Annotated in this window: 23 protein-coding genes; 11 read left to right on the forward strand and 12 right to left on the reverse strand. The window is 60.1% G+C overall.

Features of this window, described 5'->3' with window-relative positions; genetic code table 11:
* The first annotated feature begins 252 nt into the window (after positions 1–252).
* The 3 genes from CE491_RS29850 to CE491_RS29860 all read left to right on the forward strand — a co-directional run bounded on the left by CE491_RS29850 (position 253) and on the right by CE491_RS29860 (position 2922).
* Complete coding sequence (locus CE491_RS29850) at positions 253–1017, forward strand: SDR family oxidoreductase (protein WP_110951899.1); 765 nt, start codon at positions 253–255, stop codon at positions 1015–1017.
* Positions 1018–1237: 220 nt separating this feature from the next.
* Positions 1238–1927 (forward strand): fumarylacetoacetate hydrolase family protein, encoded by a 690-nt coding sequence (locus tag CE491_RS29855; RefSeq protein ID WP_110951900.1) that lies wholly within the window; start codon positions 1238–1240, stop codon positions 1925–1927.
* An 89-nt stretch (positions 1928–2016) separates the two neighbouring features.
* Positions 2017–2922 (forward strand): helix-turn-helix transcriptional regulator, encoded by a 906-nt coding sequence (locus CE491_RS29860; RefSeq protein WP_110951901.1) that lies wholly within the window; start codon positions 2017–2019, stop codon positions 2920–2922.
* A gap of 371 nt (positions 2923–3293) precedes the next feature.
* Here CE491_RS29860 and CE491_RS29865 read toward each other — a convergent pair whose 3' ends face one another.
* Together CE491_RS29865 and hisD are read right to left on the reverse strand one after the other, a co-directional pair.
* Complete coding sequence (locus tag CE491_RS29865; RefSeq protein WP_110951902.1) at positions 3294–4685, reverse strand: GntP family permease; 1392 nt, start codon at positions 4683–4685, stop codon at positions 3294–3296.
* Positions 4686–4823: 138 nt separating this feature from the next.
* On the reverse strand, positions 4824–6131 hold the full coding sequence (hisD, locus tag CE491_RS29870; protein WP_110951903.1) for a histidinol dehydrogenase: 1308 nt from the start codon (positions 6129–6131) through the stop codon (positions 4824–4826).
* A gap of 185 nt (positions 6132–6316) precedes the next feature.
* Here hisD and CE491_RS29875 point away from each other — a divergent pair, with 185 nt between their 5' ends.
* From CE491_RS29875 to CE491_RS29885, 3 genes are all read left to right on the forward strand, one after another.
* Entirely contained in the window at positions 6317–7381 is a 1065-nt protein-coding gene (locus CE491_RS29875) for a LacI family DNA-binding transcriptional regulator (RefSeq protein ID WP_110951904.1), read from the forward strand.
* A gap of 77 nt (positions 7382–7458) precedes the next feature.
* Positions 7459–8178, forward strand: a complete 720-nt coding sequence (locus tag CE491_RS29880; RefSeq protein WP_110951905.1) for a CTP synthase C-terminal region-related (seleno)protein — start codon at positions 7459–7461, stop codon at positions 8176–8178.
* Entirely contained in the window at positions 8175–8501 is a 327-nt protein-coding gene (locus CE491_RS29885; RefSeq protein WP_110951906.1) for an antibiotic biosynthesis monooxygenase family protein, read from the forward strand. Before CE491_RS29880 ends, CE491_RS29885 begins: the two co-directional genes overlap by 4 nt.
* On the opposite strand, the gene CE491_RS29890 is transcribed toward CE491_RS29885, so the two are convergent.
* Positions 8489–9400 carry a DMT family transporter gene (locus CE491_RS29890; RefSeq protein WP_110951907.1) on the reverse strand — a complete coding sequence of 304 codons (912 nt, stop codon included), beginning with the start codon at positions 9398–9400 and terminating at the stop codon, positions 8489–8491. The two genes, CE491_RS29885 and CE491_RS29890, sit on opposite strands and share 13 nt — an antisense overlap.
* Positions 9401–9499: 99 nt before the next feature.
* Here CE491_RS29890 and CE491_RS29895 point away from each other — a divergent pair, with 99 nt between their 5' ends.
* On the forward strand, positions 9500–10399 hold the full coding sequence (locus tag CE491_RS29895) for a LysR substrate-binding domain-containing protein (protein ID WP_110951908.1): 900 nt from the start codon (positions 9500–9502) through the stop codon (positions 10397–10399).
* A gap of 18 nt (positions 10400–10417) precedes the next feature.
* Here the strand turns inward: CE491_RS29895 and CE491_RS29900 are convergent, their stop codons facing one another.
* The 3 genes from CE491_RS29900 to CE491_RS29910 all read right to left on the reverse strand — a co-directional run bounded on the left by CE491_RS29900 (position 10418) and on the right by CE491_RS29910 (position 13590).
* Positions 10418–11836, reverse strand: a complete 1419-nt coding sequence (locus CE491_RS29900) for a short-chain fatty acid transporter (protein WP_110951909.1) — start codon at positions 11834–11836, stop codon at positions 10418–10420.
* A gap of 284 nt (positions 11837–12120) precedes the next feature.
* A complete protein-coding gene (locus tag CE491_RS29905) occupies positions 12121–12777 on the reverse strand; it encodes a CoA transferase subunit B (RefSeq protein WP_110951910.1) in 657 nt (218 codons plus the stop codon).
* A 111-nt stretch (positions 12778–12888) separates the two neighbouring features.
* Positions 12889–13590, reverse strand: a complete 702-nt coding sequence (locus CE491_RS29910; protein WP_110951911.1) for a CoA transferase subunit A — start codon at positions 13588–13590, stop codon at positions 12889–12891.
* A gap of 276 nt (positions 13591–13866) precedes the next feature.
* On the opposite strand from CE491_RS29910, the gene CE491_RS29915 reads away from it, so the two are divergent.
* The 4 genes from CE491_RS29915 (at position 13867) to CE491_RS29930 (ending at position 17585) form a co-directional block, all read left to right on the forward strand.
* Positions 13867–14760, forward strand: coding sequence for a LysR family transcriptional regulator (locus tag CE491_RS29915; RefSeq protein ID WP_110951912.1), 894 nt, complete (start codon positions 13867–13869; stop codon positions 14758–14760).
* Between the two features lie 167 nt (positions 14761–14927).
* The gene (locus CE491_RS29920; RefSeq protein WP_110951913.1) at positions 14928–16298 is read left to right on the forward strand and encodes a GntT/GntP/DsdX family permease; all 1371 of its coding nucleotides are present in this window, start codon (positions 14928–14930) and stop codon (positions 16296–16298) included.
* 239 nt (positions 16299–16537) lie between these two features.
* On the forward strand, positions 16538–16813 hold the full coding sequence (locus CE491_RS29925) for a hypothetical protein (protein WP_110951914.1): 276 nt from the start codon (positions 16538–16540) through the stop codon (positions 16811–16813).
* Between the two features lie 169 nt (positions 16814–16982).
* On the forward strand, positions 16983–17585 hold the full coding sequence (locus tag CE491_RS29930) for a LysE family translocator (protein WP_110951915.1): 603 nt from the start codon (positions 16983–16985) through the stop codon (positions 17583–17585).
* A 310-nt stretch (positions 17586–17895) separates the two neighbouring features.
* On the opposite strand, the gene ssuE is transcribed toward CE491_RS29930, so the two are convergent.
* From ssuE to CE491_RS29960, 6 genes are all read right to left on the reverse strand, one after another.
* Positions 17896–18477, reverse strand: coding sequence for an NADPH-dependent FMN reductase (gene ssuE, locus CE491_RS29935; RefSeq protein ID WP_110951916.1), 582 nt, complete (start codon positions 18475–18477; stop codon positions 17896–17898).
* 331 nt (positions 18478–18808) lie between these two features.
* Positions 18809–19891 carry a polysaccharide biosynthesis/export family protein gene (locus CE491_RS29940; RefSeq protein ID WP_110951917.1) on the reverse strand — a complete coding sequence of 361 codons (1083 nt, stop codon included), beginning with the start codon at positions 19889–19891 and terminating at the stop codon, positions 18809–18811.
* Between the two features lie 162 nt (positions 19892–20053).
* Entirely contained in the window at positions 20054–21466 is a 1413-nt protein-coding gene (locus CE491_RS29945; RefSeq protein WP_110951918.1) for an undecaprenyl-phosphate glucose phosphotransferase, read from the reverse strand.
* 13 nt (positions 21467–21479) lie between these two features.
* Positions 21480–22733 carry a glycosyltransferase family 4 protein gene (locus tag CE491_RS29950; RefSeq protein WP_110951919.1) on the reverse strand — a complete coding sequence of 418 codons (1254 nt, stop codon included), beginning with the start codon at positions 22731–22733 and terminating at the stop codon, positions 21480–21482.
* 92 nt (positions 22734–22825) lie between these two features.
* A complete protein-coding gene (locus CE491_RS29955) occupies positions 22826–23866 on the reverse strand; it encodes an acyltransferase family protein (RefSeq protein WP_199885291.1) in 1041 nt (346 codons plus the stop codon).
* A gap of 9 nt (positions 23867–23875) precedes the next feature.
* Positions 23876–24997, reverse strand: coding sequence for a glycosyltransferase family 4 protein (locus CE491_RS29960; protein WP_110951921.1), 1122 nt, complete (start codon positions 24995–24997; stop codon positions 23876–23878).
* Positions 24998–25567 lie beyond the last annotated feature (570 nt).

Here is a 25567-nt window from a genome sequence, read left to right on the forward strand (position 1 = left end):
CAGAAGCCCGCTCTCATGAAACCCGAGGTCAGCCCCTGATGCAGCTGACGACCACATAGCCTGTGGGAGTGAGCTTGCTCACGAAGGGACAGGTACATGCACATGAAACCTTGAGCGCCTGCGGATACGTCTTCGTGAGCAAGCTCACTCCACAGGGGACGGTGTTTGCTGCCCGACAGTGGCGGTACAGTTCCTACACGATTTGCGAACAGCTGAAATCGGATTCATCCCTTAACAACAAAGGAATCGCTCATGTCTTCATCCTCTGCCTTGAAAGTCGCGCTGGTTACGGGCGCAGGAAGCGGCATCGGTCGTGCCGTCGCGTTGCAATTGTTGAAGGACGGTTATGCAGTGGTGTTGGCCGGACGTCGTCTGGAGCCGTTGACTGCACTGGCCGAGCAAGCCAAATCTGCGGGTCAGCAGGCGCTGGCGGTGTCCACCGATGTGCGCGACGCGGCCAGTGTCGACGCATTGTTCGCGAGCATCGAAGACACCTTTGGTCGTCTGGACGTTTCGTTCAACAATGCCGGGATTGGCGCGCCAGCGGTGCCGATGGATGAGCTGTCGGTCGAGCAGTGGAAAAACGTCATCGATACCAACGTTACCGGTATGTTCCTCTGCGTACGCGGCGCGTTCGGCCTGATGCGCCGCCAGGTGCCGCAAGGCGGGCGGATCATCAACAACGGTTCGATTTCCGCCCATACGCCGCGTCTGTTCAGCTCGCCGTACACCTCCAGCAAACACGCGGTGTTGGGGCTGACCAAGAGCACGGCGCTGGACGGTCGGCAGTACAACATCGCCTGCGGGCAGATCGACATCGGCAATGCCCTCACCGAAATGACCGATCGCATGACCAAAGGCGTGTTGCAGCCCAACGGCGAATTGCAGGTGGAACCGACGATGAACGTGCAGCATGTGGCCGACGCCGTGAGCTACATGGCCAGCCTGCCGCTGTCGGCCAATGTGCTGAACATGACGGTGATGGCGACCAACATGCCGTTCGTGGGGCGTGGTTGATCGGCTGGTCGAGTATGCTCGGCTCTTGATTCGATGAGCGTGCCACGACCTTGGTGCGTCGCGCGCCCTGCAGCAGCACGGCTCACTCTCGGCGGCTGATCGGTCATCACCCGGATACCGTTGTTTCGTCCAAAACCCCAAGGGATCTGTCCAACTCAGCCAGCCGCACAATCGGCACACTAGGCTCATGTCGAGTACCCTTCTTTTCGAGGACATGACCATGAGCGAATTCGTCATAGCACCGGTCGCCACACCATCGCTAGCGGTGGTGGGCACTTCCAGCCGTTTTCCGATCCGCCGCGTATTCTGCGTCGGTCGCAACTATTCCGATCACGCCCGCGAGATGGGCCACGACCCTGATCGCGAGCCGCCATTCTTCTTTTCCAAACCTGCGGACGCCGTGGTTCCTGCCGAAGGCAGCATCCCCTATCCGCCGCTGACCGAGGACCTGCATCACGAGATCGAACTGGTCGTCGCGATCGGCAAGGATGGCGTGAACATCAGCCCTGACGACGCCTTGAGCCATGTCTGGGGTTATGGCGTTGGCCTGGACCTCACCCGTCGCGACTTGCAGGCGCAAGCCAAGAAAATGGGGCGCCCGTGGGAATGGGCCAAGGCTTTCGACGCTTCAGCGCCCGCCACGGCGCTGTTGCCGGTGAGCAAGGTGGGTCACCGGGACCGCGGCGCCATCTGGCTTGATGTCAACGGCGAAACCCGTCAGCGCGGCGACCTGGCGGATCAGATCTGGGCGGTCAAGGATGTGATCGCTTACCTCTCACAATCGGTCGGCGTGAAGGCCGGCGACCTGATCTACACCGGCACGCCAGCAGGGGTAGGGGCTTTGCAACGCGGCGACGTGATCACTGCCGGTATCGAAGGCCTGGCTGAATTGACCGTCACCATCGACTAAGCGCTGCACCGTAACAATCGCTTGGTCCGGCTGCCGCCAGTGTCCTAACATGCGGCAGTCCGAACCAGGTGATTTCAGGTGTTTCAACGATGGCCAACCCGTCCCGCATCCAGACCTATGGCATGCAGCAACGCAGCGACCGCATGGATTTCTACATCCGTGACAAGTCGGCGCGCCCGGCCCTGACCTCGCCTCATCGCCACGAATATTTCCAGATCCAGATCAACCTCGGCGGCGACACCGTGCAGCATATCGGCGGCGCGATCCGACCGTTTCCGCGTAACACCCTGGCGTTCATCCTGCCTCATCGCCTGCATGTGATTCCTCACCCGGAAGACGGCAATTTCGTGCTGATCAACTTCTCGCAGGAATTTCTGTTGCAGCACCTGCACTGTGATCCGATGGATCTGGAAGATGTGCCGTTGACCGAGGCACCGGAGCTGGCGCCGTTTCGCTTTCAGGAGCATCTGGATTTCATCCTCGATGACGCTCATTTCGAGGAGGTGACTGCGCTGCTGATGCACATGCGCGAAGCGGATCAGCGCCGGCAGCTGGGGTCGGGATCGATTCTGCGCGGTTACTTGCTGCAACTGATCGGCAAGGCCTGCAACCTGTTCGAAACCGAGTTGCTGGCGCTGTCGGCGAACAAGGCTGAAAGGCGAGGGCGGCGCGATGCGATGGGGCGGGTCATGGCGTACATTCGGGAGCACATCGCCGATTCTGCCATGACCTTGACCGACGCGGCGGCTGCAGCGTTTCTGTCGCCCAATTACCTGACCCACCTACTGCGCAAGGAAACCGGCAGCACCTTTTCCGAACTGGTGCTGGAACGACGCATGCGACTGGCGCGCACGCACTTGATGAACAGCAGCAAGTCGCTGAGCCATATCGCCCAGATTTGCGGGTTTGCTGACGAGGCCTATTTCTCCCGACGCTTCCGCAAGGCCCATGGCATACCTCCCGGGCAGTTTCGGCGGGAGCAGCGTGGCGGATGAACAGCGTCTGATTAACGCGCAACCTGTGGGAGTGATCACTGTCAGGAAGTGAGCCTTCGTGAGCAAGCTCACTCCCACGGTGTGATCTGTCAGGAAGTGAGCCTTCGTGAGCAAGCTCACGCCCACGGTGTGATCACTGTCAGGAAGTGAGCCTTCGTGAGCAAGCTCACGCCCACGGTGTGACACTGTCTGGAAGTGAGCCTTGGTGAGCAAGCTCACTCCCACAGTGTGATCACTGTCAGGAAGTGAGCCTTCGTGAGCAAGCTCACTCCCACGGTGTGGTCACTGTCTGGAAGTGAGCCTTGGTGAGCAAGCTCACTCCCACAGTGTGATCACGTCTGACCCGGGAGCCTGGCGACATCAAGTCGCCGTCAAACCAGCCCGGTCGTGTAATACACGCCAATCACGAAGAACGCCGCCAGCACCTTGAAGATGGTCATGCCGAAGATGTCCTTATAAGCCTCGCGGTGGGTGAGGCCCGTAACGGCCAGCAGCGTGATCACCGCGCCGTTGTGGGGCAGGGTATCCATGCCACCGGCGGCCATCGATGCCACCCGATGCATCACTTCCATCGGAATGTGCGCCGCATTGGCCGCCGATATGAAGGTGTCGGACATTGCGGCCAGGGCAATGCTCATGCCGCCGGAAGACGAGCCGGTGATGCCCGCCAGAATGTTGATGGTGATCGCCTGATTGATCAGCGGATTGGGTATCGCCTTCAACCCGTCCACGACCACCAGAAAGCCTGGCAATGCGGCGATGACCGCACCGAAACCGTATTCCGACGCGGTATTCAGTGTCGCCAGCATCGCCCCGCCGACGGCGGTCTTGCTGCCATCGGCCAGTTTGCCGGCGACCGTGCGGAAGGAAAACACCAGCACCGTGATGATGCCCACCAGCAGCGCGGCCTGTACCGCCCAGATGGCAGTCAGCTTGGCGACGTCGGTCTGAATCGGCACCTTGAGGCCGGGCAGATGAATGCCATACGAGCCGCCATACCAGCCCGGAATCCATTTAGTGAACAGCAGGTTCATCACGCCGACCAATACCAGCGGCAGCAGGGCGATCAGTGGGTTCGGTAGGCGGATCTGCTCGGGAGTTTCAGGCTCGTTGCGCAGTTGGCTTCCATAACCTTCCCCGGCGCGGGCGGCCTTGCGCCGCTGATATTCCAGATAGATCATCCCGCAACCGAGCACGAACAGCGAACCGAGCAGCCCCAGCCAGGGCGCAGCCCAGGAGGTGGTGCCGAAAAAGGTGGTTGGGATGATGTTCTGAATCTGCGGGGTGCCAGGCATCGCGTCCATGGTGAAAGTGAATGCACCCAAGGCGATGGTCGCAGGCATCAGGCGTTTCGGGATATTGCCTTGGCGGAACATCTCGGCGGCAAACGGATAAACCGCAAACACCACCACGAACAGCGACACACCACCGTAAGTCAGCAACGCACAGACCAGCACGATCACCAGAATCACCTGACTGCTCCCCAGCAGGCCGATGACCGATTGCACGATCGAACGGGAAAAACCCGACAGCTCGATCAATTTGCCGAACACTGCGCCGAGCAGAAAAACGGGAAAGTAGAGTTTGATGAAGCCGACCATCTTGTCCATGAACAGGTCGCTGAACACCGGCGCGACGGCACTCGGGTCGGTCAGCAATACGGCGCCGAGGGCCGCCAGTGGCGCGAAGATGATCACGCTGTAGCCCCGATACGCAGCCAGCATCAGAACGCACAGCGCCAGAACGGCGATGACAACACTCATGAGGAAATCCTTCGAAGCGGTGCCGCGAGTCGCCACCACGCCTTTTCCGGCGCGGCAATCGTCTCGCGGTCGATGTGATTGTTTTTATTGTCGGGCGCGCGGTTTGCCGCGTGCCCTGTCCCGCAAAGAACGTGATGCTTATTGGGCGGCCCCGGCGTACGGCACGTCCTTGTGGCCGTAACGGCGCACGCGAATGTTGGCCTGCTCGCCATGCCCGGCAAAGCCTTCCAGTGCACACAGGCGCGAGCAGTACTCGCCGACCATCGAGGAGGCCTCGTCGGTGGTGACCTTCTGATACGTGCAGGTCTTGATGAACTTGCCGACCCACAGGCCACCGGTGTAGCGCGCAGCCTTCTTGGTCGGCAGGGTGTGGTTGGTGCCGATCACCTTGTCACCGAACGAAACGTTGGTGCGCGGGCCCAGGAACAGGGCGCCATAGTTGCGCATGTTCTTGAGGAAGAAGTCCGGATCCCTGGTCATCACCTGCACGTGTTCGAAGGCCAGCCCATTGGCGATTTTGAGCATTTCCTGCTCGTCCTCGGCAACGATCACTTCGCCGAAGCTTTCCCAGGCGCGACGGGCGATTTCGGCCGTCGGCAGGATCTGCAGCAGACGCTCGATCTCGGCCATGGTCTCGCGGGCCAGTTTCTCGGAGGTGGTGAGCAGGATCGCGGGCGAATCCGGACCGTGTTCGGCCTGGCCCAACAGGTCGGTGGCGCAGAGCTCGCCATCGACGCTTTCATCGGCGATCACCAGGGTTTCGGTCGGGCCGGCGAACAGGTCAATGCCGACTCGGCCGAACAGCTGACGCTTGGCTTCAGCGACGAAGGCGTTGCCCGGGCCGACGAGCATGTCCACCTGAGCGATGGATTTAGTGCCCAGCGCCATGGCGCCGATCGCCTGAATGCCGCCCAGGCAATAGATCTCATTGGCACCGGCCATGTGCTGCGCGGCCACGATGGCCGGTGCCGGTTTGCCCAGAAACGGTGGGGCGCAAGTGATGATGCGTGGCACGCCAGCGACCTTGGCAGTGATCACCGACATATGCGCCGAGGCCAGCAGCGGGTATTTGCCGCCGGGGACATAGCAGCCCGCCGCGTTCACCGGAATGTGTTTGTGCCCCAGGATCACGCCCGGCAGGGTCTCCACTTCGACATCGACCATGGAGTTGCGCTGATGCTGGGCGAAGTTGCGCACCTGGGTCTGGGCGAACTCGATGTCCTTGAGATCGCGATCGCTGAGCTGGTTGATACAGCCCTGGATTTCCGCGTCGCTGAGGCGATAGTCCTCACGATCCATCTTGTCGAAACGGATCGCCAGCTCACGAACGGCGACATCGCCGCGCGCTTCGATGTCAGCCAGCAGATTTTCGACGGTGTCGCGCACTTCACGAGCAGCGGATTTGATGACTTCTGCTTCAGCGCCTTGTTTGAGCCACTTAGCCACGGTGTTCTCCTGCGAGTTGTTTTTATTGAAATCCGGGGTTTTGCATACGTATGCAATGGCGACGATATTAATTCAAGATGTCCGCGTTGCAAACCCCTCTCGATGGAGGCATGTGAATTTCATGGCCGGGATGTGGCATAAGCGATTGGCAGGTATGATCATTTTTTTTCGGCGGTCGAAGCGATATGTCAGACAACACGGAGCGGGGCCGACGTCCGGTCACGGCCCATGAAGTGGCGAGGCTGGCGGGAGTTTCCCAATCGGCGGTTTCGCGCGCGTTTACCAAGGGCGCCAGCGTGTCGCCCGACACCCGGCGCAAGGTTGAAGAGGCCGCTGCAAGCCTGGGCTACCGGCCCAATCTGGTGGCGCGCTCGCTCATCACACGGCGTTCCAACCTGATTGGCGTGGCCATTCCCGGCATGGCCAACCCGTTCTACGCGCGCGTGCTGGAGTCGTTGTCGGCGGAGTTCGAACAACTGGGCTACCGCATCCTGCTTTTTTCCATGGCCAACAACGAAGATTCCGACCCGGTGCTGGAAGAAATCCTGCGCTATCAGGTCGATGGTCTGGTGCTGGTTTCGACCAGTCTGTCATCGCGTTTTGCCGAGGAGTGCCGCACGATCGGTCTGCCCGTGGTGTTGTTCAACCGCACCAATGACAGCACTTCGGTATCCAGCGTCACCAGCGACAACCTCACTGGCAGCCGCACGATCGCGCGTTTTCTGCTGGCCGGCGGTCACCAGCGCCTGGCGTTTATTGCCGGTAAGCAAAGCTCGTCGACCAACCGTGATCGCGAGGCGGGCTTCAACGGTTATCTACAAGAGCAGGGCAAGCCACTGCCGCTACGCGAGGTGGGGGATTACAGCTTCGACGGCGCGATCGCGGCGACCCGTCGCTTGCTTGGGCTCGACGCGCCGCCGGATGCGATCTTCTGTGCCAACGACCTGATGGCTTTGGCGGCCATCAACGTCTGCCATGAGCTGAACCTGCGGCCCGGGCGCGACCTGTCCATCGTCGGTTTCGACGACCTGCCGCAAGGGCAGTGGCCGATCTTTGGCCTGACCACGTTCGAACAGCCCATGACCGAAATGATCGGCCGCGCGGTGAATATCATTTGCGCGCAACTGGCCGATTCCGGAACCCAGGCGATTCAGGAAGTTCTGCCCGGCAGAATGATCGTACGGGGCACGGCGCGCGTGCCTGACAGGGGTGTTGTCGAGGTCAATGGGGAGCGGATCTGGCAGGGTTGAGCCAGTTTCAACTGTGGGCATGTTCGGCCTGTTAACGCCGGATCTGTCGCAAAGCGTTTGGATATCAAGGAGCAGGCATGAAACAGAAACAGGCGATTCGCATCGCATTGGTGGGTGACTACGACCAAAGCGTACCTGCCCATCAGGCGATTCCGGTGGCATTGAACCGGGTAGCGGACGAGACCGCCATCGTCGTCGACTTCCAATGGATTCCCACGCCGGACGTGGAAGACGCTGCAGTTTTGAAAGGCTTTGACGGCATCTGGTGCGTGCCTGCCAGCCCCTATCGCGACATGAATGGCGCACTGACCGCGATTCGATTTGCTCGAGAGGGGCGAGTGCCCTTTCTGGGGACCTGCGGAGGTTTCCAACACGCGTTGCTGGAGTACGCGCGCAACCATCTGGGCTGGGTCGATGCCGAGCATGCCGAAACGGCGCCCGATTCCGATCAGGCGATCATCACTGTGCTCAGTTGTTCGCTGGTCGAGGCGTTCGCGCCGATTCGCCTGTTGCCCGGTTCGCGGATCGCCAAGGCCTATGCCGCTAAAGAAACCCAGGAGCGTTATCGTTGCCGCTATGGCCTGCGCAAGGAACTGGAGGCCCGGATCTTCGCCGGGCCGTTGAAGGTCGCAGGCTACGATGACGACGAGGAAATCCGTGCGATGGAACTGGACGGGCACCCGTTTTTCGTCGCGACGCTGTTTCAGCCCGAACGCGCTGCGCTGGAGGGCAATACCCCGCCGCTGGTCAAGGCGTTCGTGCTGGCCAGTGCGGGCAAACGAGGGCTGAGCGGATGATGACGAACACCTTTTCCTTGCCGTATTTCGCGGTGATTTTCACCTCAATTCGTACCCCCGACGAGGCCGAGGACTACGAACGGGCTGCCCATCGTATGCTTGAACTGGTGCAGGATCAGCCTGGTTTTCTCGGCGTGGAGTCCGCGCGCGGTGACGACGGGCTTGGCATCACGGTGTCGTACTGGGCCAGTGAAGCAGCGATCCTGGCCTGGAAGGAGCACCCGGAACACCGGGAAGTCCGCGAACGCGGGCGCTCGACCTGGTACCGGCGCTGTACCACTCGAGTGACTCGCGTCGAACGCAATTACCGCTATGACGCCTGAGCCGCGGCCTCCTGCGCCGCCACTCGCCGCCCGCTCTGCAGCACGAACACGCCACTCAGGATCGCCGCGACCGCCAGCACGTCCAGCGTATGCACGGGCTCACCGGCGACGAAGATGCCGATCAGCAGCGCGATCACTGGCGGGATGTAAGTGGCCGAAGCCGCCACCACCGCGCCCAGCCGTTCGACGATGAAGTAATAAAGGATGTACGCCACGCCGGTGCCCGAAAGCCCCAGTCCCAGGGACACCCCGATCATGGCTTTCGGGCTTTCGGTAATATGCGCCATGCCGGTGCGGTCAGTGACGAGGAACAGAATCACCAGCGCCAGGCCGATCTGATAGGTGCACAGCGCTACCGCCGAAATATTCAGGCCGGTGAGGAAACGCTTGGCGTAGACGAACGAGCCGCCGATGCTCAGTGAACCGAGCATCATGTACATCACCCCTTGCACTGAAATGGCCGAATCGCCGCTGGCCCAGGGGCGCGCGATCAACAGCACGCCGACAAAGCCCATCAGCACGCCCAGCGTCATTCGCGCATTGAGTTTCTCCTGGCGCAGGAACAGGAACGCGCAGCCGAAGGTGAACAGCGGAATCACCCCGCTGAGCAGGCCCGCCACGCTCGACAGCAGCAGCGTAGTGCCCTCGGCGTAGAGGTAGTAGTAAACCGCCGTTGCCAGTAGCGCCATGACCAGAAAGTGATGGATGTAGCGCACATGCCTCCAGCTCAACGCGCGGGTGAAGAGGGCGTAGACGAGGATCGGCAGAAAGCCGAAGAACGAGCGCATCAGCACGATTTGCACGGGCGAAATCCACTCCACTGCCCACTTCATGAACATGAAGTTTGTGCCCCAGATCAGGCCCAGCAGGACGAAAGCGAAGTAGGCAATGTTTTTCATGAGTCGGGCTGCCGCGTGGTCGATGATGGGCGATTGTGCGCGGCGGCTCGATCCGTTACAAATCATCATCTCTACGAAATGGAATAGAAAAACTACGCCATGAAAACCTTTCCGCCGCTCAAAGCGCTGCTGTGTTTCGACGCTGCCATGCGATTGAACAGTTTTTCTCTAGCAGCCGACGAGCTTAATGTCACCCCCGGTGCCGTGGGGCAGCAGATTCGCAATCTCGAACAATGGTTGGGCGTGGCGCTGTTCACGCGGCAGATCCGTCAGGTTCGGCCGACCCCCGACGGTCAGGCTTACTGGGTGCAGATCAAGCCCGCGCTGGTAAAGATCCTCGATGCCAGTCATGTGCTGCGTGATCGGCACAACAACAATGTCTGGCTGAGCATGCCGCCCAGTCTGGCGGCCAAATGGTTCGCCCGGCGCATGGCTGGCTTTCTGGAAGGGCATCCCGAAGTGACGCTGCACCTTAGCTCGTCAATCACCCTGACCGACTTCAGCAGCGAGCGGGTCGATCTGGCGATTCGGCATTTCGACGGTCACGCGCCGGAGCTGGACGTTGAACTGCTGCATCGCGATGACGCGCATGTCTATTGCAGCCCGGCCTATATCGAACAGATCGGCTTGCGAACCCCTGCTGATCTGCGTCGCGCAACCTTGCTGCACAACACCTTGCACCCGCATTGGCCGCAATGGCTGCAGCGCTTTGCACAGATCGGCGATGAGGAGGGCAGAAGGATTTCCGGTATCCATTTCGACCAGTCGTTGATGGCCATCGAAGCGGCGCGACGTCATCAGGGGATGGTCATCACCAGTGAATGGTTGACCCAGGAGGAAGTGGCAAACGGGACGTTGGTCGAGCCCTTCGCCCAGCGTTTGCCGCTGTCGAAGGGTTATTACCTGGTACAGCCCAGACATTCGATCCTGCGACCAACGGTGCGGGCGTTGAAGCAATGGCTGGTCAAGCAGGCCAGCCAGGATGCCGAACGCCTCTAGGCGTCCGGCGAGCGGTCGTTACGGCAGAATCGGCGGGATATACGCCAACGTCGCGCCCAACGCCCACAACAGCAACAGCACCAGCGGCGTGTGGACCAGCAGCTGCACGAACGAGAAGCCGATCAGGTCGCGAGCCTTGATGCCCAGCACCCCCAGCAGCGGCAGCATGTAGAACGGGTTGATCAGGTTCGGCAGCGCTTCGGCAGCGTTGTAGATCTGCACCGCCCAGCCCAGGTGGTATTTCAGATCGCTGGCGACTTGCATCACGTACGGCGCTTCGATGACCCACTTGCCGCCACCGGACGGAATGAAGAACCCGAGAATCGCCGAGTACACACCCATCAGCAGCGCATAAGTATCGTGAGAGGCGATGCTGGTGAAGAAGGTCGAGATATGGTGGGCGACGGTTTGTGCGTCACCGCCCTTGACCGTGGTCAACAGCGCGGCGATCGAGCCGTACAGCGGGAACTGGATCAGCACGCCGGTAGTGGTTGGCACGGCACGGGCCACCGCATCCAGGAAGCTGCGCGGACGCCAGTGCAGCAGGGCGCCAACCATGATGAACAGGAAGTTGTAAGTGTTCAGGCCGGAAATCGCGATGATCGCAGGCTTGGTACTGAACTCGCTGTACAACCAGCCGGATGCCAGCACCACCATCAGGATGATCAGCAGCGGGCTGTATTCCAGCCACTCGCCCGGGCGGGTGCGCGGCGGCAATGGCGGCAGGCTGAACGCTGGATCGACACCACAATCCTTGGCATCACGGGCGTTGGCCGGGCCAGGCGCGGTGGCGTAGGCGACGATGATCGAGACCACCACCAGCGCGAGCAGCATCACGCCCGACTGCCAGAGGAAGATGGTCTGGGTGAAGGGGATCATCCCGGTGATCGCCAGAATCGACGGTGGCAGGCTCGCCGGGTTGGCCTGCAGTTGTGCCGCCGATGATGACAAACCCAATGCCCAGACTGCGCCCAGGCCCAGATAGGCCGCGGCACCCGCTGCGCGGTAGTCCATTTTCAGATCGGTACGACGGGCCAGCGCACGCACCAGCAGACCGCCGAAGACCAGCGACAGACCCCAGTTGAGCAGCGATGCGACCATCGAAATCAGCGCGACCCAGGCCACGGCCGAGCGACCGTTTTTCGGAATGCGCGCCAGACGATCAATCAATTTGACCGCAGGCGGCGAACTGGCGACGACGTAGCCGCCGATGACCACGAAGGCCATTTGCATGGTGAACGGGATCAGGCTCCAGAACCCGTCCCCAAAGGCTTTTGCAGTGTCCGCGGGCTTGGCGCCGATCGCCAGTGTGGCGAGGGTGACGATCACCACGGCCAGGGCGGCAAACACCCAGGAGTCAGGAAACCAGCGCTCGGCCCACTTGGCGCAGCGCAGGGCAAATCGGGCGGAGCGACTTTCTTCGATAGTGGCGGCCACGTGTTTTTTACCTCTTGGAATTATTGTTCAGGTGCTGTGGAACAGCTGTTTTTAGTGTCGGCATTGACGCAAAAAAAAGGTGCAGCTCTAGATACAACAAAGCCCCTTCGTTGCGGAAGAGGCAGAGTGGCATATCGATATGACGCGGGTGCAGCGGATCGGCGCAAGCCCTGTAGGAGCGCGCTTGCCCGCGAGGCGATAACTCAAACACTGCGTGGGTGGCCGAACCTTAGCCATTCGCGGGCAAGCGCGCTCCTACAGGGAACTGCGCGGTTGCTGATCCGTCAGAACTTCATCTCAACCACATCGTCCGGCACGATCAACTTGCCGGCGGTCTTGGCGACGATTTCTTCGATGCTCACGCCCGGCGCGGTTTCGCGCAGGATGAAGGCGCCGTTTTCGATCTCGAGGTAAGCCAGGTCGGTCAGCACTTTCTTGATGCATCCAGCGCCGGTCAGCGGCAGGCTGCAGTGCGACAGCAGTTTCGATTCGCCGTCCTTGGACGCGTGGGTCATGGTCACGATGATGTTGTCGGCACCTGCCACCAGGTCCATTGCCCCGCCCATGCCCTTGACCAGCTTGCCGGGGATCATCCACGACGCGATGTTGCCCTCGACGTCGACTTCGAAGGCGCCCAGTACGGTCAGGTCGACATGGCCGCCACGGATCATGGCGAAGGACTCTGCCGAGGAGAAAATCGATGCGCCTTTGCGCGCAGTCACGGTCTGTTTGCCGGCATTGATCATGTCGGCATCGATGGTTTCTTCGGTAGGAAATGCGCCCATGCCCAGCAGGCCGTTTTCCGATTGCAGCATCACGTCGATGCCATCAGGGACGTAGTTGGCGACCAGGGTCGGAATGCCGATACCCAGGTTCACGTAAAAGCCGTCTTGCAGTTCGCGGGCAACGCGTTGTGCCATTTGTTCGCGGGAGAGTGCCATGATCGTGGGTCTCTTTTATTGTGTCCGGCAGGCTGCAACCGATAGCTGTAACCGAGAGGTAAGCAGGGCGCCTGCGAAGAATCAATGGATGGTTTCGAGTCGGCGCGGCAGTCAGGCTTTTCTGATCGTGCGCTGTTCGATGCGTTTCTCGAAAGTGCCCAGGATGACGCGGTCGACATAAATGCCTGGCGTGTGGATTTCGGTCGGCAACAGCACGCCCGGCTCGACGATTTCCTCGACCTCGACCACGGTGATCTTGCCGGCTGTAGCGGCGACCGGGTTGAAGTTCTGCGCGGTATGGCGATAAACCACGTTACCGAAGTGGTCGGCCTTCCAGCCCTTGATGATCGCGAAGTCGCCGGTTATGGCTTCTTCAAGAATCACGTTTCGGCCGTTGAACTGGCGGGTTTCCTTGCCTTCGGCGACAGGCGTGCCATAGCCGGTGGCGGTATAGAAAGCGGGGATACCGGCACCGCCTGCGCGCATTTTTTCAGCGAGGGTGCCTTGAGGAGTCAGTTCGACTTCCAGCTCGCCGCTGAGCAGCTGGCGTTCGAACAGGGCGTTTTCACCGACGTAGGAGGCGATCATTTTGCGGATCTGCCGGTCTTCCAGCAGGATGCCCAGGCCGAAGCCGTCGACGCCGCAGTTGTTCGAAACGACGGTCAGGCCCGTTACGCCCAGGCGCTTGATCTCGGCAATGAGGTTTTCCGGGATACCGCACAGGCCGAAACCGCCGGCCAGTACAGTCATGTTGTCGGTCAGCCCGGCAAGGGCTTCTTCGTAAGTCGCAACTCGTTTGTCGAGGCCAGCCATTTTTTATCCCGCCTTATTGTAGTTGTGTCCGACAAAGTGCCGTCCAAGCGCGTGAAAACTGCTGCGCTTGAGAATACTGCGTTGAAAACAGGCTCGAAATGCTCATTTAGCGGCTAAAGTCGAACGCGACCCGGTCGTTGCTCGTCTGTTTTCGCCCAGTTTTCCCTGCGCTCGCTACGTTTTCACAGTGCTCGGAGGATGTCGATGTCATCTTCTCTCCCCTCCAATGATTTGTTAATTTTGTTTTTTTCATAGATTGATAAGAAAACCAAATATATGAACGTGAAGCAGCTTCGAGCCTTTCTTGCCGTGGCGCAGTGCCTGAGCTTCGCCCAGGCGGGAGAGCGGCTGCATCTGTCGCAACCGGCGCTGAGCCTGACCATCAAGGCACTGGAGGAGGACCTGGGTGGGCAATTGCTGACCCGCACCACGCGCAACGTCAGCCTGACGCCGGAAGGCGAGGCGTTGCTGCCGCTGGCCCGGCAGTTGTTGGCCGATTGGGACAACGCTGAAGAATTGCTGCGTCAACGTTTCACCTTGCAAATGGGCAAGGTGTCCATCGCGGCGATGCCATCGTTCGCCGGAAACCTGCTGCCGATTGCGCTTAAGGTGTTTCGCGAGCGCTACCCGCGGGTCAACGTGGCGGTGCATGACGTGATCAACGAGCAGGTGCTGGAGATGGTCGATCATCGTCGCGTCGAACTGGGTATCGGCTTCGAACCGGAATCGAGCAATAACCTGACGTTCACCTCGTTCTACAGGGACCGTTTTGTCGCCGTGGTACCGATGGATTCGCCGTTGGCGCAGAAGGGTGAGGTGACCTGGGACGAGTTGCTGCAGCACGACTTCATTACGCTGCAACGGCCTTCAGCGGTGCGGTTGTTGCTGGAGCAGGACCTGCAGACCCAACACGGCAGGTTATCGGTGGCCTTTGAGAGTCATCAGCTGTCCACGGTCGGGCGGATGGTCGCCAATGGACTGGGGGTCAGCGCGGTGCCGTCGTTATGCGTTCAGCAGATGGAAGAACTCGGCGCGCGCTGCATCGCCCTGGAAGGCCCGCGCATCGAGCGGCGAATTGGCCTCATGACCCTGGCTGATCACAAACTGTCCGCGGCGGCGCAGGCGCTGCGCGATGTATTAATTGAATGTGCGCAAAAGACGAATATTTGAAAGTGCGACTCAATTCATTTAGATGAATGGATGAATGGCAGGGCTTTTCGGCCACGTTCTGTAAAAATTCGCTGCGACGCAATGCCGCATCCGGTATCGTTTGGCCATCTGAAACAAAATTGTTTCGGATTATCTTTCAATAAGAATCGAACGATAAGGGGTTACTCTTGGATTTGTCGTCTGCAGCGTGGGTGTTTCACGACACTCGCCTGATCATCTGCTGCCTGATCGCTATTGCCACGATTATCGTGCTGATCAGCGCCACCAAACTCCCACCGTTTCTGTCGATTCTGGTGGGCACTTTCATCGCAGGGATAGGCGCGGGGTTGCCAGCGGAGGCCGTTGCAAAAGCGTTCAGCAAGGGCGCGGGCGGGATTCTCGGGGAGGCTGGGATCATCATCGCGCTCGGGGCCATGCTCGGTGCGCTGATGGCAGAATCCGGAGCGGCGGACCGTATTGCTTCGACCCTGTTGCGTCTGGGCAAGGGCAAGACGTTGCCGTGGGTGATGGCCTTGGTGGCGATGGTCATCGGCCTGCCGCTGTTCTTCGAGGTGGGCCTGGTGATGATGGTACCGATCATCTTCGTCATGGCTCGCCAGTCCAATCAACCCCTGCTGAAGATCGCGATTCCGGCCCTCGCCGGCATGACCACGCTGCACGCGTTGATGCCTCCACACCCTGGGCCGCTGATCGCGGTCAGCGCCTTGCACGCCGATCTGGGCCTGACCATGTTGCTGGGTTTGTGCATCGCAGTGCCAGCGGTGATCCTGGCGGGTCCCCTGTATGGCAACTGGCTGTCCAAGCGGCTGCACATCGAAGAGCCCGCCGAGTTGGGCGAGCTGTTTTCGGCCAAGCCTAACGTCGCACGTCAGCCGGGTTTCGGCATCTCGCTGCTGATCATTTTGCTGCCGGTGATCCTGATGCTCGGCAGTACGCTGGCTAAAGTGGCGATGGAGCCTGAAAGCAACGTGGCCCTGACCCTGAAATTCCTCGGCGAGCCTCTGGTGGCGCTGGGGATCGCCGTGCTGGCGGCTACGGTTTGCCTGGGTTGGGCCAACGGCATTTCCCGCGAACACGTTGGCGGGACCCTGCGCAAAAGCCTGGCGCCGATTGCCGTGCTGTTGCTCACCATCGGTGCTGGCGGCGGTCTGAAGCAGACGCTGCTGGACGCCGGTGTCAGCCAGACCATCAGCAAAGTCGCGGAAGGCGCGCACATGCCGTATCTGCTGCTGGCATGGCTGATCGCTGTAGCGCTGCGTCAGGCAACGGGCTCGGCGACCGTGGCGACCACCACCACGGCGGGCATTCTCGCGCCGATGATGGCAGGCCTTGCGCCGATCGAAGCGTCGCTGGTGGCGCTGGCGATCGGCGCAGGCTCGGTGTTTTTCTGCCACGTCAACGATGCGGGCTTCTGGATGGTGCGTGAGTACTTCGGCTTGCAGCTCAAGCAGACCCTCTGGGTCTGGTCGGTGCTGCAGACCATTGTCTCCGTGGTGGGGCTGATCGGCACCTTGTTGTTGTGGCATTGGTTGGTTTGATTCAAACCTGAAACCTGATGTAGGAGCGCGCTTGCCCGCGATTGCAGACTGCCAGACAACGCATTGCTGTCTGATCTACCGCAATCGCGGGCACGCGTGCTCCTACATAGATCGTGCACGCGTTCCTCCAGCAACTGTTCAATGCGCCAATAGCGACTATCAAGACGACTGATTTCAGCTGGAAAGCCCCTGGGCGTAGCCTTGGCTTCATTCCAGAAACGAGCCGAAAGGAGGCTCCCATGAACCGTCTTCTTGCCTTCGCCATGTTGCTTTCAGTCGCCGTTGTGTCTGGCTGTGCCGCTGGCAATCACCCCGAGTTGCGCCCTTACACCGCTGAAGAAACCCACCAGTTGGCCCTTGAAGATTTGAACCGTCGCGGTTTGTCCTACGACGAATATCAGGCGCGCAAAAACCAACTGATGGCCCAGCCGCAGATCCAGCAGGCGCCCGAATTTGACACCCGTGGCGAGTTCAACGCTCAGGTCAACGCTCCGACCAAGGCCCGTCAAGGCTGAACCGCCCGGCGATAGGCTGTCGGGCCAATGCCGTTGCGGTAACAGTTTCATGAGCGTTGCAGCTTTGACGAAACTGTATGGTTAAAAGTCAGCGTGTCTGTCCATGTGTTTTAGCCGTGGCTTTGTATAGCGTGGCGGTCAGAAAACACAATAACCGTGGACCTGCCTCATGCTGACCGCCGACCTGCTGCTTGCCTTCATCCTGTTCGCCTTCGTTTCATCGATCACCCCAGGACCGAACAACACCATGCTGTTGTCCTCGGGCGTGAATTTCGGTTTCAGCCGCACCATTCCCCATATGCTCGGCATCAGCTGCGGTTTCGCGCTGATGGTACTGGCCGTGGGTTTCGGCCTGGGCGCGGTCTTCAAGGCGTACCCAGTGCTGTACACGGTGTTGCGTTATGCAGGGGCTGCCTATCTGCTCTATCTGGCCTACAAAATCGCTACCTCTGGACCTGCCAAAGACAGCGACGAGCGCAAAGGCAAACCGATGAGTTACCTCGGTGCAGCGGCATTCCAGTGGGTCAACCCCAAGGCGTGGGTCATGGCGATTGGCGCGATCAGCACTTACACGCCAATGAACGGCTACTTCACCAACGTCACGATCATCGCGCTGGTGTTCGGCATCGTTAACCTGCCGGCGGTCAGCATGTGGGCGGGGTGTGGCAGTCTGCTGCGCAATGTGCTGCGTGATCCGCTGTGGTTGCGGGTGTTCAACGGCGTGATGGCGGCGTTGCTGGTGCTTTCGCTGTATCCGTTATTGCAGCACTGATCCATCATTTGTCGGATACATTCGACAAATCTCTATCGCCAGTACGTCACGCGCGCGAATGAATTCGCTGTCATCGAACACGAGGCAAGTCGCTCACTTAACTGACGACCGAAAACGCGTGGGCGTGAGCGTGTCCATGATGGCCGATTTCCAGACCCCGCATCTGCTGTGGATGTACCGGCCCTTTCATGAGCAAGCTCACTACCGCAGGGGATCGTGTTCGCTGCGCGACAGCGCGGCGCGTTAGCGGCGGGACGGCTCTCACAGGCAGGCTGCGTTGAATCGGCTGTACCTGTACCGCCGCTGTGTTTTACAACGCCAACTTCAAATGCCCGCCAGCTTCTTTATGCCGCGCATTGGTCCGGTGTTGAAGGCCCAGCAGAAAATGATCCAGCCCGTCGTGCAGACGCTGTGTCAGCAGTTCGTCCAGATCGCCTCCCAGTTCGTTGTCGCCGTAGCTGATCTGGCTGTCGATGGCGAAGACGCCATGCAGCACTTCCTGGCATTTGAGCGCCGACAACACCGGCTTCAGCGCGTAATCCACGGCCAGCATGTGGGCGATGCTGCCCCCTGTGGCGATTGGCAGCACCACTTTGCCGTGCAGCGAGCGCTCTGGCAGCAGATCCAGAAGCGTTTTCAACGCCCCTGAAAACGACGCCTTGTACACCGGTGTGCCAATCAGCAAACCGTCGGCCCTGGCCACCGCTTCGATAAAGGCGATGACCTGCGGGCTGTCGAAACGCGCGTACAACAGGTCTTCGGCGTTGAAATCCTGGATGCGCACCGATTTGACGTCGACGCCGTGATCCTTGAGCCATTGTCCGGCGTGTTGCAGCACCACGCCCGAGCGAGATCGGGTCGAAGGGCTGCCTGAGATTGAAACTACCAACATGCTGTGGTTCCTTGGGGTCGGCACCCGGAGTGCGAAGAGCACCCTGCAGGTCGCGTTCGACGCGAAATTGAATGGGTGGATAGACCCTGTGACAGCTTCAAAGCAGCATGCGTGCCAGCGTTGCCGACGAACGTGTTGCTCAACGATTGCGGGCACAGAAAATGATTGGCAAATAAAACCACATACGCCGCGCTGACGAAATCCCCTCCAGCTGTTGATTCGCTGTTGACCGATCAACACTTGAGAACCACCGAATCCCGGACAAAAAAAATCCCCGCAGCCGACCACTGCGAGGATTTTTGCCTTGCTTTGAACTTGCCGCGTGAAGCTCTTAGTTCCTGAACATCGCACCGGTCTGAACGATGTTGTTCGAACCCAGCAGCTGGCTCACGTAACGGCTCCAGCGGGTGATGTTGGCAGGGCCCACATACACCACGTCCTGCGCGGCCAGTTCGAAGCCTTTGGCCAGCGCATAGCTGGTCGGCTTCTTGGCGTTGAGGTGATACACGGTCGCCGAGTGCGTCGCATCCTGCGCGCGAATCACATAGACCGCCTTACCGTCAGCCGCCTCCGGGTTCAGACCGCCGGAGGTGCCGAGGGCTTCCAGCAGGGTGACGCTGGTGGTGCTGAAGGAGATCACTTGTGGATTCAGTACTTCGCCCAGCACGTAGATCTTGTTCTTGGAGTTGCTGTTGAGGTGCAGGTAGTCGCCGTCCTTGAGGAAAATCTTGCTCAGTTGCGAATCCTTGCGGTTGAGCGAATCGACGTCGATCACATAATCCTTGCCGTCACGACGCAACGTCAACCCGGCGAGGTTGGCGTCGGTCAGGTCCAGACCGGCCTGGCTGATGGCCTGAACCAGGCTCAGCGGAATGTTGGTGATCGGCTGCGGACCAGGCGCCTTGAACGCACCGGACAGCAAAATGCGCTGGCTGTTGTAACGCAGCACTTTGACGTCGACCTTGACCTCGGTGTACTGCGGCAGCAAACCCATGCGCAATTGGTCGCGGATCTGCGAAACGGTCTTGCCGCCGGCCTGGATACGACCGACATACGGGAAGAACACCGTGCCGTCGTTCAGCACTTCGCGGCTGTTGGCATCCAGTTGTTCCTGGGAGCCAGGAGCGGTCAGCTCAGGGTGCTCGAACACGGTGACCAGCAGGGCATCGCCCGGCCCGACCACGTATTCAGGGGTTTTGTAGTTCAACAGCTCAGGTGGCAATGGCTTGGCCTGGGAGGCGGCAGTCTTCTGCTGTTGTTCCAGGGTGGTCGGGGTGATATTGACGAGCGTGACCGCTGGACCATCGGGGTCCTTATCGGTGACATCGCTCAGAGACATGTACTGACCAGGGGCGAATGCGCAGCCTTGCAAAACCAGACTGGAAAGCAGCACTACCGCTAACGTTACTTTCATATGAATGTTCCTTCTAATCCTAAAAGGTGCGTACTGGCACCGCAGTGATTTCTTTGCTTCCCTTACTCACACCGAACATCGGATCACGTTATTTCATGCACCCATGCACCTCCCACCGAGCTCCTGGGCTGCGGCCAAGTCGTTTTTATTGGCAGATTTTTCTTAGAATGCGTTTTTATTGACGAAGCCCTTGAAGAGCGTCAGCAGGATGATTTTCATGTCCAGCCAGACCGACCAGTGCTCGATGTACTGCAGGTCGAATTCCACGCGTTTCTGCATCTTGTCCAGCGTGTCGGTTTCGCCACGCCAGCCGTTGATCTGCGCCCAACCGGTGATGCCCGGCTTGACCTTGTGCCGCAGCATGTAGCCGGACACCTGCTTCCTGTATTGCTCGTTGTGCGCCACAGCGTGGGGGCGCGGGCCGACGATCGACATCTCGCCGCGCAGCACATTGAAGAACTGTGGCAACTCGTCCAGCGATGTCCGACGCAGGAACGCGCCCAGAGGCGTGACCCGGCTGTCGTTGCGCGTCGCCTGGGTCACTACGTCGCCGTTTTCCTGAACGCTCATGCTGCGGAATTTCCAGACCATGATCGGTCGCCCGTCCAGCCCGTAACGACGCTGGCGAAACAGCACCGGGCCTTTTGATGTGAACTTGATCGCCAGGGCGATCAGCAGCAGCGGGAGGGCGATCATGGCGAGGATCAGGCTCGACAGCACGATGTCCTCGATGCGCTTGACCATGCTCCATGCGCCGTCCATGGGCGAGTCGAAAATACTGATGCTTGGCAGGCCGTTGATACTCTCGCTGCGGGCGTGCAACAACTCGAACATGAACACATCCGGGATCACGTAGACCGACGCAGTGGTGTCGCTCAGGCCCTTGATCAGTTCCTGCAAACGCGCCTGGGCACCCAGGGTCAAGGTGATGTAGACCTTGTCGATCTTGCCGTCACGGGCGTCGGCGATCAGTTGGTCCAGATCGCCCAGCACCGGGATGCGTCGACCGATCCTCGCCAGATCCATCTGCTCCGGGGTTTCCTCATAAAAGCCCAGCAGGTCCAGGCCCATCCACGGTGCGCTCTCGATCGACATGGCCAGACGCTCTCCGCAGTGACCGGTGCCGACGATCGCCACGCGGCGGGCGTTGAATCCGCGGCTGCGCAAGGTATGCAGCAAGCTGCGAATGGCCAGGCGGTAACCGCACAGCGCCATCAGGGCCGAGACGAACCAGGCCATCTGGCCATTGTTGGCGAGGTTGGCAGGATGCAGCAGTAGATAATCCACGAACAGCAGCAGGACGAAGGCCAGCCCCCAGTAGTTGGCGACTTTCAGCAGTTCGCGCACGATGCGCTCGCCGCGCCACGAACCGTAAAGCTGGTGGTACTCGGCCAGCCAGTGGAACGCCACCGCCGCCAGCAGGATCTGCATCCAGGCTTCGGTACCCATCGGCGCGCCGGTGAGCATATTGATGCTGTAGCCAGCGATGGCGATGACGGCCAGATCCAGCAGCCGGTGTGCGACAGACAAGGATGATTGATGAGCATGCAGGATGCCGCGAAGTGGTGTGCTCATGTTCTGTGCTCGCTCAGACGGATTTAATCGGAACAACGCGGGCGGTCAGGTCGCTGGTTACCAAGCCGGGAGGGGCCAGGCTCGGAGCGACCAGGCTTGGAGCGGCCTGAGCCGTTCGGTAATGCGCGGGTTGACGGGCCTGGCGCGAGGCGCTCAGACGCAGTTCGACGAACTGACGCATTTCCTGCTCGAAACGCGCTTCACTGAAACGCTCGGCATTGGCCCGACAGGCCTGTGCGGTGATACGCCCGCCGGAAGTCTCGAAGGTTTTGACGGCCTCTATCAGCGACGCCGCGCTCTGCTCCTGGTAGAACACCCCGGTCGGTTGCGGGTGATCCAGGCCACAGACCGTTTCCAGCACGCCGCCCTTGCCAAAGGCGATGACTGGCGTGCCGCAGGCTTGGGCTTCGACCGGGCTAATGCCGAAGTCTTCTTCGGCGGCGAACACAAACGCCTTGGCATTGCGCATGTGTTCCTGCAGCACCGCGAACGGCTGATAACCGAGCAAAGTCACGTTGGGCGCATTGGCGGCCACAGCCTTGGCCTTTTGCATCTCCGGGCCGTCGCCGACCACCACCAGACGCTTGTCCGGCATGGCGGCGAAGGCTTCGATGATCATCGGCATGCGCTTGTAGGGCACCATGCGCGAGGCCGTGAAGTAATAGTCCTTTTTGTCTTCCTGAATCGAGAAACCGCGCGTGTCCACTGGCGGGTAGATCACCGTGGACTCGCGGCGGTACGACTTGGTGATGCGCGCGCCGATGAAATGCGAATTGGCGATGAAGTCGTCCACCCCGGCGGCCGTGCGCTGATCCCACATGCGCATGTAATGCAGGATCATCCGCGCCACTTTGCCCTTCAGGCCGCTGTTCATGTTGGCTTCTTTCAGATACTGATGCTGCAGATCCCACGCATAGCGGATGGGCGAATGCACGTAGCTCACGTGCAACTGATCGGGGCCGCACAGTACGCCTTTGGCCACTGCGTGGCTGCTGCTGATGATCAGGTCGTAACCGGAGAGGTCCAGTTGCTCGATGGCCATGGGCATCAGCGGCAGGTAGCGTTGATATTTGGTGCGGGCCTTGGGCAGGCGCTGGATGAAGGTGGTGGTTGCCACTTTGCCGCCCAGCTGCGCGCGGTCCTGATCGCTGAGGAAGTCGATAACGGAAAACAGATCCGCCTCGGGCCAGATTTTGATGAGCGATGCCAAAACCCTTTCGGCGCCGGCGTACGTCACCAGCCAGTCGTGGACGATTGCGATTTTCATTGGAATTCTCTGCAGACGGCTCAAGGACACCCGGCACTCGAAGTGAGGTTCGAGTGGGCGTCTTGAGCGGTTGTAATTACGCAGGCATGACTTCAGACGCTGATGGTTTGCGTCTTGGCCTTGCGATTATTGAGGCGTTTTCCAAGTTGAATGAAAGGCGACTCGATGTAGCGAAAGCACAAATGGGCGGCGCCCAGTGTCAGGAGGGTGGCGAACAGCGCGATGATCAGCGGCGACGCGCCGGTCCCTCCCAGGACAAACTCTCCAAGCATCAACATTGAAGGGTGCAGCAGGTACAGCGAATAGCTCACCGCGCCCAGCCAGACCAGCGCCGGGTGATTCAGGCGCACGCTGCGAGTCAGCAACAGGAAACTGCTGATGGCCAGCGCGTAGGTGAAGCAGTAGCGGCCCCAGGTTTCCCCGGTACCCATGTCCTTGCTGTACGCCATGATCAGCGTCGGTGGCAGGATCACAACGAAGCCGATCAACAGCATTTTCAGATTGCGGGTCAGTTCGTTGCTGTGTTCGGCCAACAGCCATTGGCGCCAGATCGAGCCGAAGAACATCAGCGAAAGGGCCAGCGGCAAGGCCACCGGCAATTTGCGTTCGCTCAACGCGCGAACCACGGCCATGGCCAGCGCCATCAGCAGAAACGCCAGCGAGCAGCGCGCCCGGAATGTCTGGTCATACAGCTTGCCGCTGATGAACAGCGCCAGGCACAGCCCGTAAAACACCAGTTCGATGAACAGCGTCCAGTACAGACCGATCACATCGTCGAAGCCCAGTGCCGCCTGCACCATGGTGATGTTGGCGACAATCTGTGCGAGGGACGGCAGCGGCGCCCCGGTCAGTTTGAGCACGACCACGAAAATCAGCAGCGACACCCAATACGCCGGATACAGGCGCATGAAGCGTGAGATCAGAAACCGCTGCGCGCCATCGGGGCCGGGTTTGAGACTGTAGGGAATCACCACACCGCTGATCATGAAGAACCACAGCACCCCCAGCTTGCCCGGGTCGATCAGGTAATCGAGGATCCAGACATGGCCGATGGCCGGCCCGTAGAGGTGGGTGAACACCACCATCAAGGCCGCGATACCGCGCAATGCGTCGAGATAGGCCAAACGTTTCATGGGCATGCCTCAGAGCTTGCTGGAGGATTCACGGCGCAGCGCGTCGTTGCCGGTGCTGGTGCGACGATCCTCGGGTTGGTTGAGCAGGGTGTCGATGCGTTGCGACACGCGCCGTGCCGACTCGTCCCAGGAGAAGCGCGCCACGTTGTTCAGGCCGCGCCGACGCAGTGACTGGCGCAGCGGCAGGTCGGTGAGGATGCGTTCCATCGCTGCAGCCATGTGCGTCTCGTCTATCGGGTCGAAGTACAACGCACTGGCCTGCAGCACTTCCGGAATCGACGCTGCGTTAGCCGCCAGCACCGGGCAACCGCAGGCTTGCGCTTCCAGCGGCGGAATGCCGAAACCTTCGTACAGCGAAGGGAAGATGAATGCCGTGGCGCCCTGATACTGCTCGATCAACTGTTCATCGCTCAAACGCCCCAGAAAGCGGATGCGTCGATCGCGACTGGCCAGGCGTTGCAGGTTGTCATCGGCGAACACGTCGCTGGCCCCGCCGACGATGTGCAGTTGCAGGTCATCGTGGTCGCGCAGCATCAGGAACGCTTGAATCATGCGGCTGAAGTTTTTGTGGGCGCTGGGCGAGGACACCGCCAGCAGGTATTCCGCTTGGTCCTTGAGCGGCGGGCCGGGCTGAAAGGCGCCGCTCACGGCATTGGGTACCACGAAGATCTTCTTCTCCGGGTAGTTGTAGAACTGCGAAATCTCGCCTTTGGAGAAGTTGCTGACCGTCAGTAGCGCCTTGACCCGGGAGAGCATGATCGGCGTCATGGTTCGGTACAGCAGGCGAAACATTCGGGTGTAGCTTTCCGGGTGGCGGACGTAGGTGACGTCGTGGTGGGTCGCGATCTGGTTGCCGTAGAACAAGGGGGCGGTGCTGCATAGGGAAATCAGCAGCGGGTTGCCATGACTGCGCAAATAGAGCGGCAGGTCCAGTTGTTCCCACAGATGGCCAGTGCGGCGACCGATGCATTGCACGTTCAGCGCGCGGGCGGTGTCGTGCATTTTGATGTCGTGGGGCGCGACGAATACCAGATCGTCACGCAGTTGTTTGAGTGCCAGACAGGTCTGTTCAGCGAAGCGTTGAACGCCGCGCAGCTCCTGCGTCAGAAAACGTGCATTGATCACAATCATTGTGGGCGACCTGTTGAAAATGGAATGGGTCGTGCGTAGGTCCGCGAGCGTTCTGAATGAATGGGACGCTCTCAATGCGGACATAAAAAGGTTGTTGCTTGGAAACGGGCAGCGGTTCGTTTTGGCAGTGGGTTTTGGCCGTACATCCATTTCTGCGGTAACGGCGACTTACAGTTGCGCCTTACGGCGGGCTACTTTTTCCAAGAGCCGAATGTCGGACCACGAACAAGTAATCAAAAAGACCCTACTGCTGGTTTGGCCTGCACCCAAGTCGCGATCTGTGTCGTCTGAGCTGTCGCGTTATAAGAGCAACGGCAAGTTCAAGAGCAAACGCTGAAGCGGCAGGCTGACTCGATCCCAATGGGAGACGTCGCAGGTTACGACGGCAGCGAAAGCGGTGGGTCAGTTATAGGTGTGTTGTCTGGCCGTCCGCATTCGCGGCTGTCGCACAGCTCCAGCAGCTCCCACAGGTACAGCACCGTCCGGCAAATCCTGCTCTTGCTCTTAATGCGCGAAAGTCCAGATGCCGCCGAACGCGACTTGGGTGCAGGCCAAACCAGGAGCAGAAGC

This window comes from Pseudomonas bohemica, assembly GCF_002934685.1.
Taxonomy (GTDB): domain Bacteria; phylum Pseudomonadota; class Gammaproteobacteria; order Pseudomonadales; family Pseudomonadaceae; genus Aquipseudomonas; species Aquipseudomonas bohemica.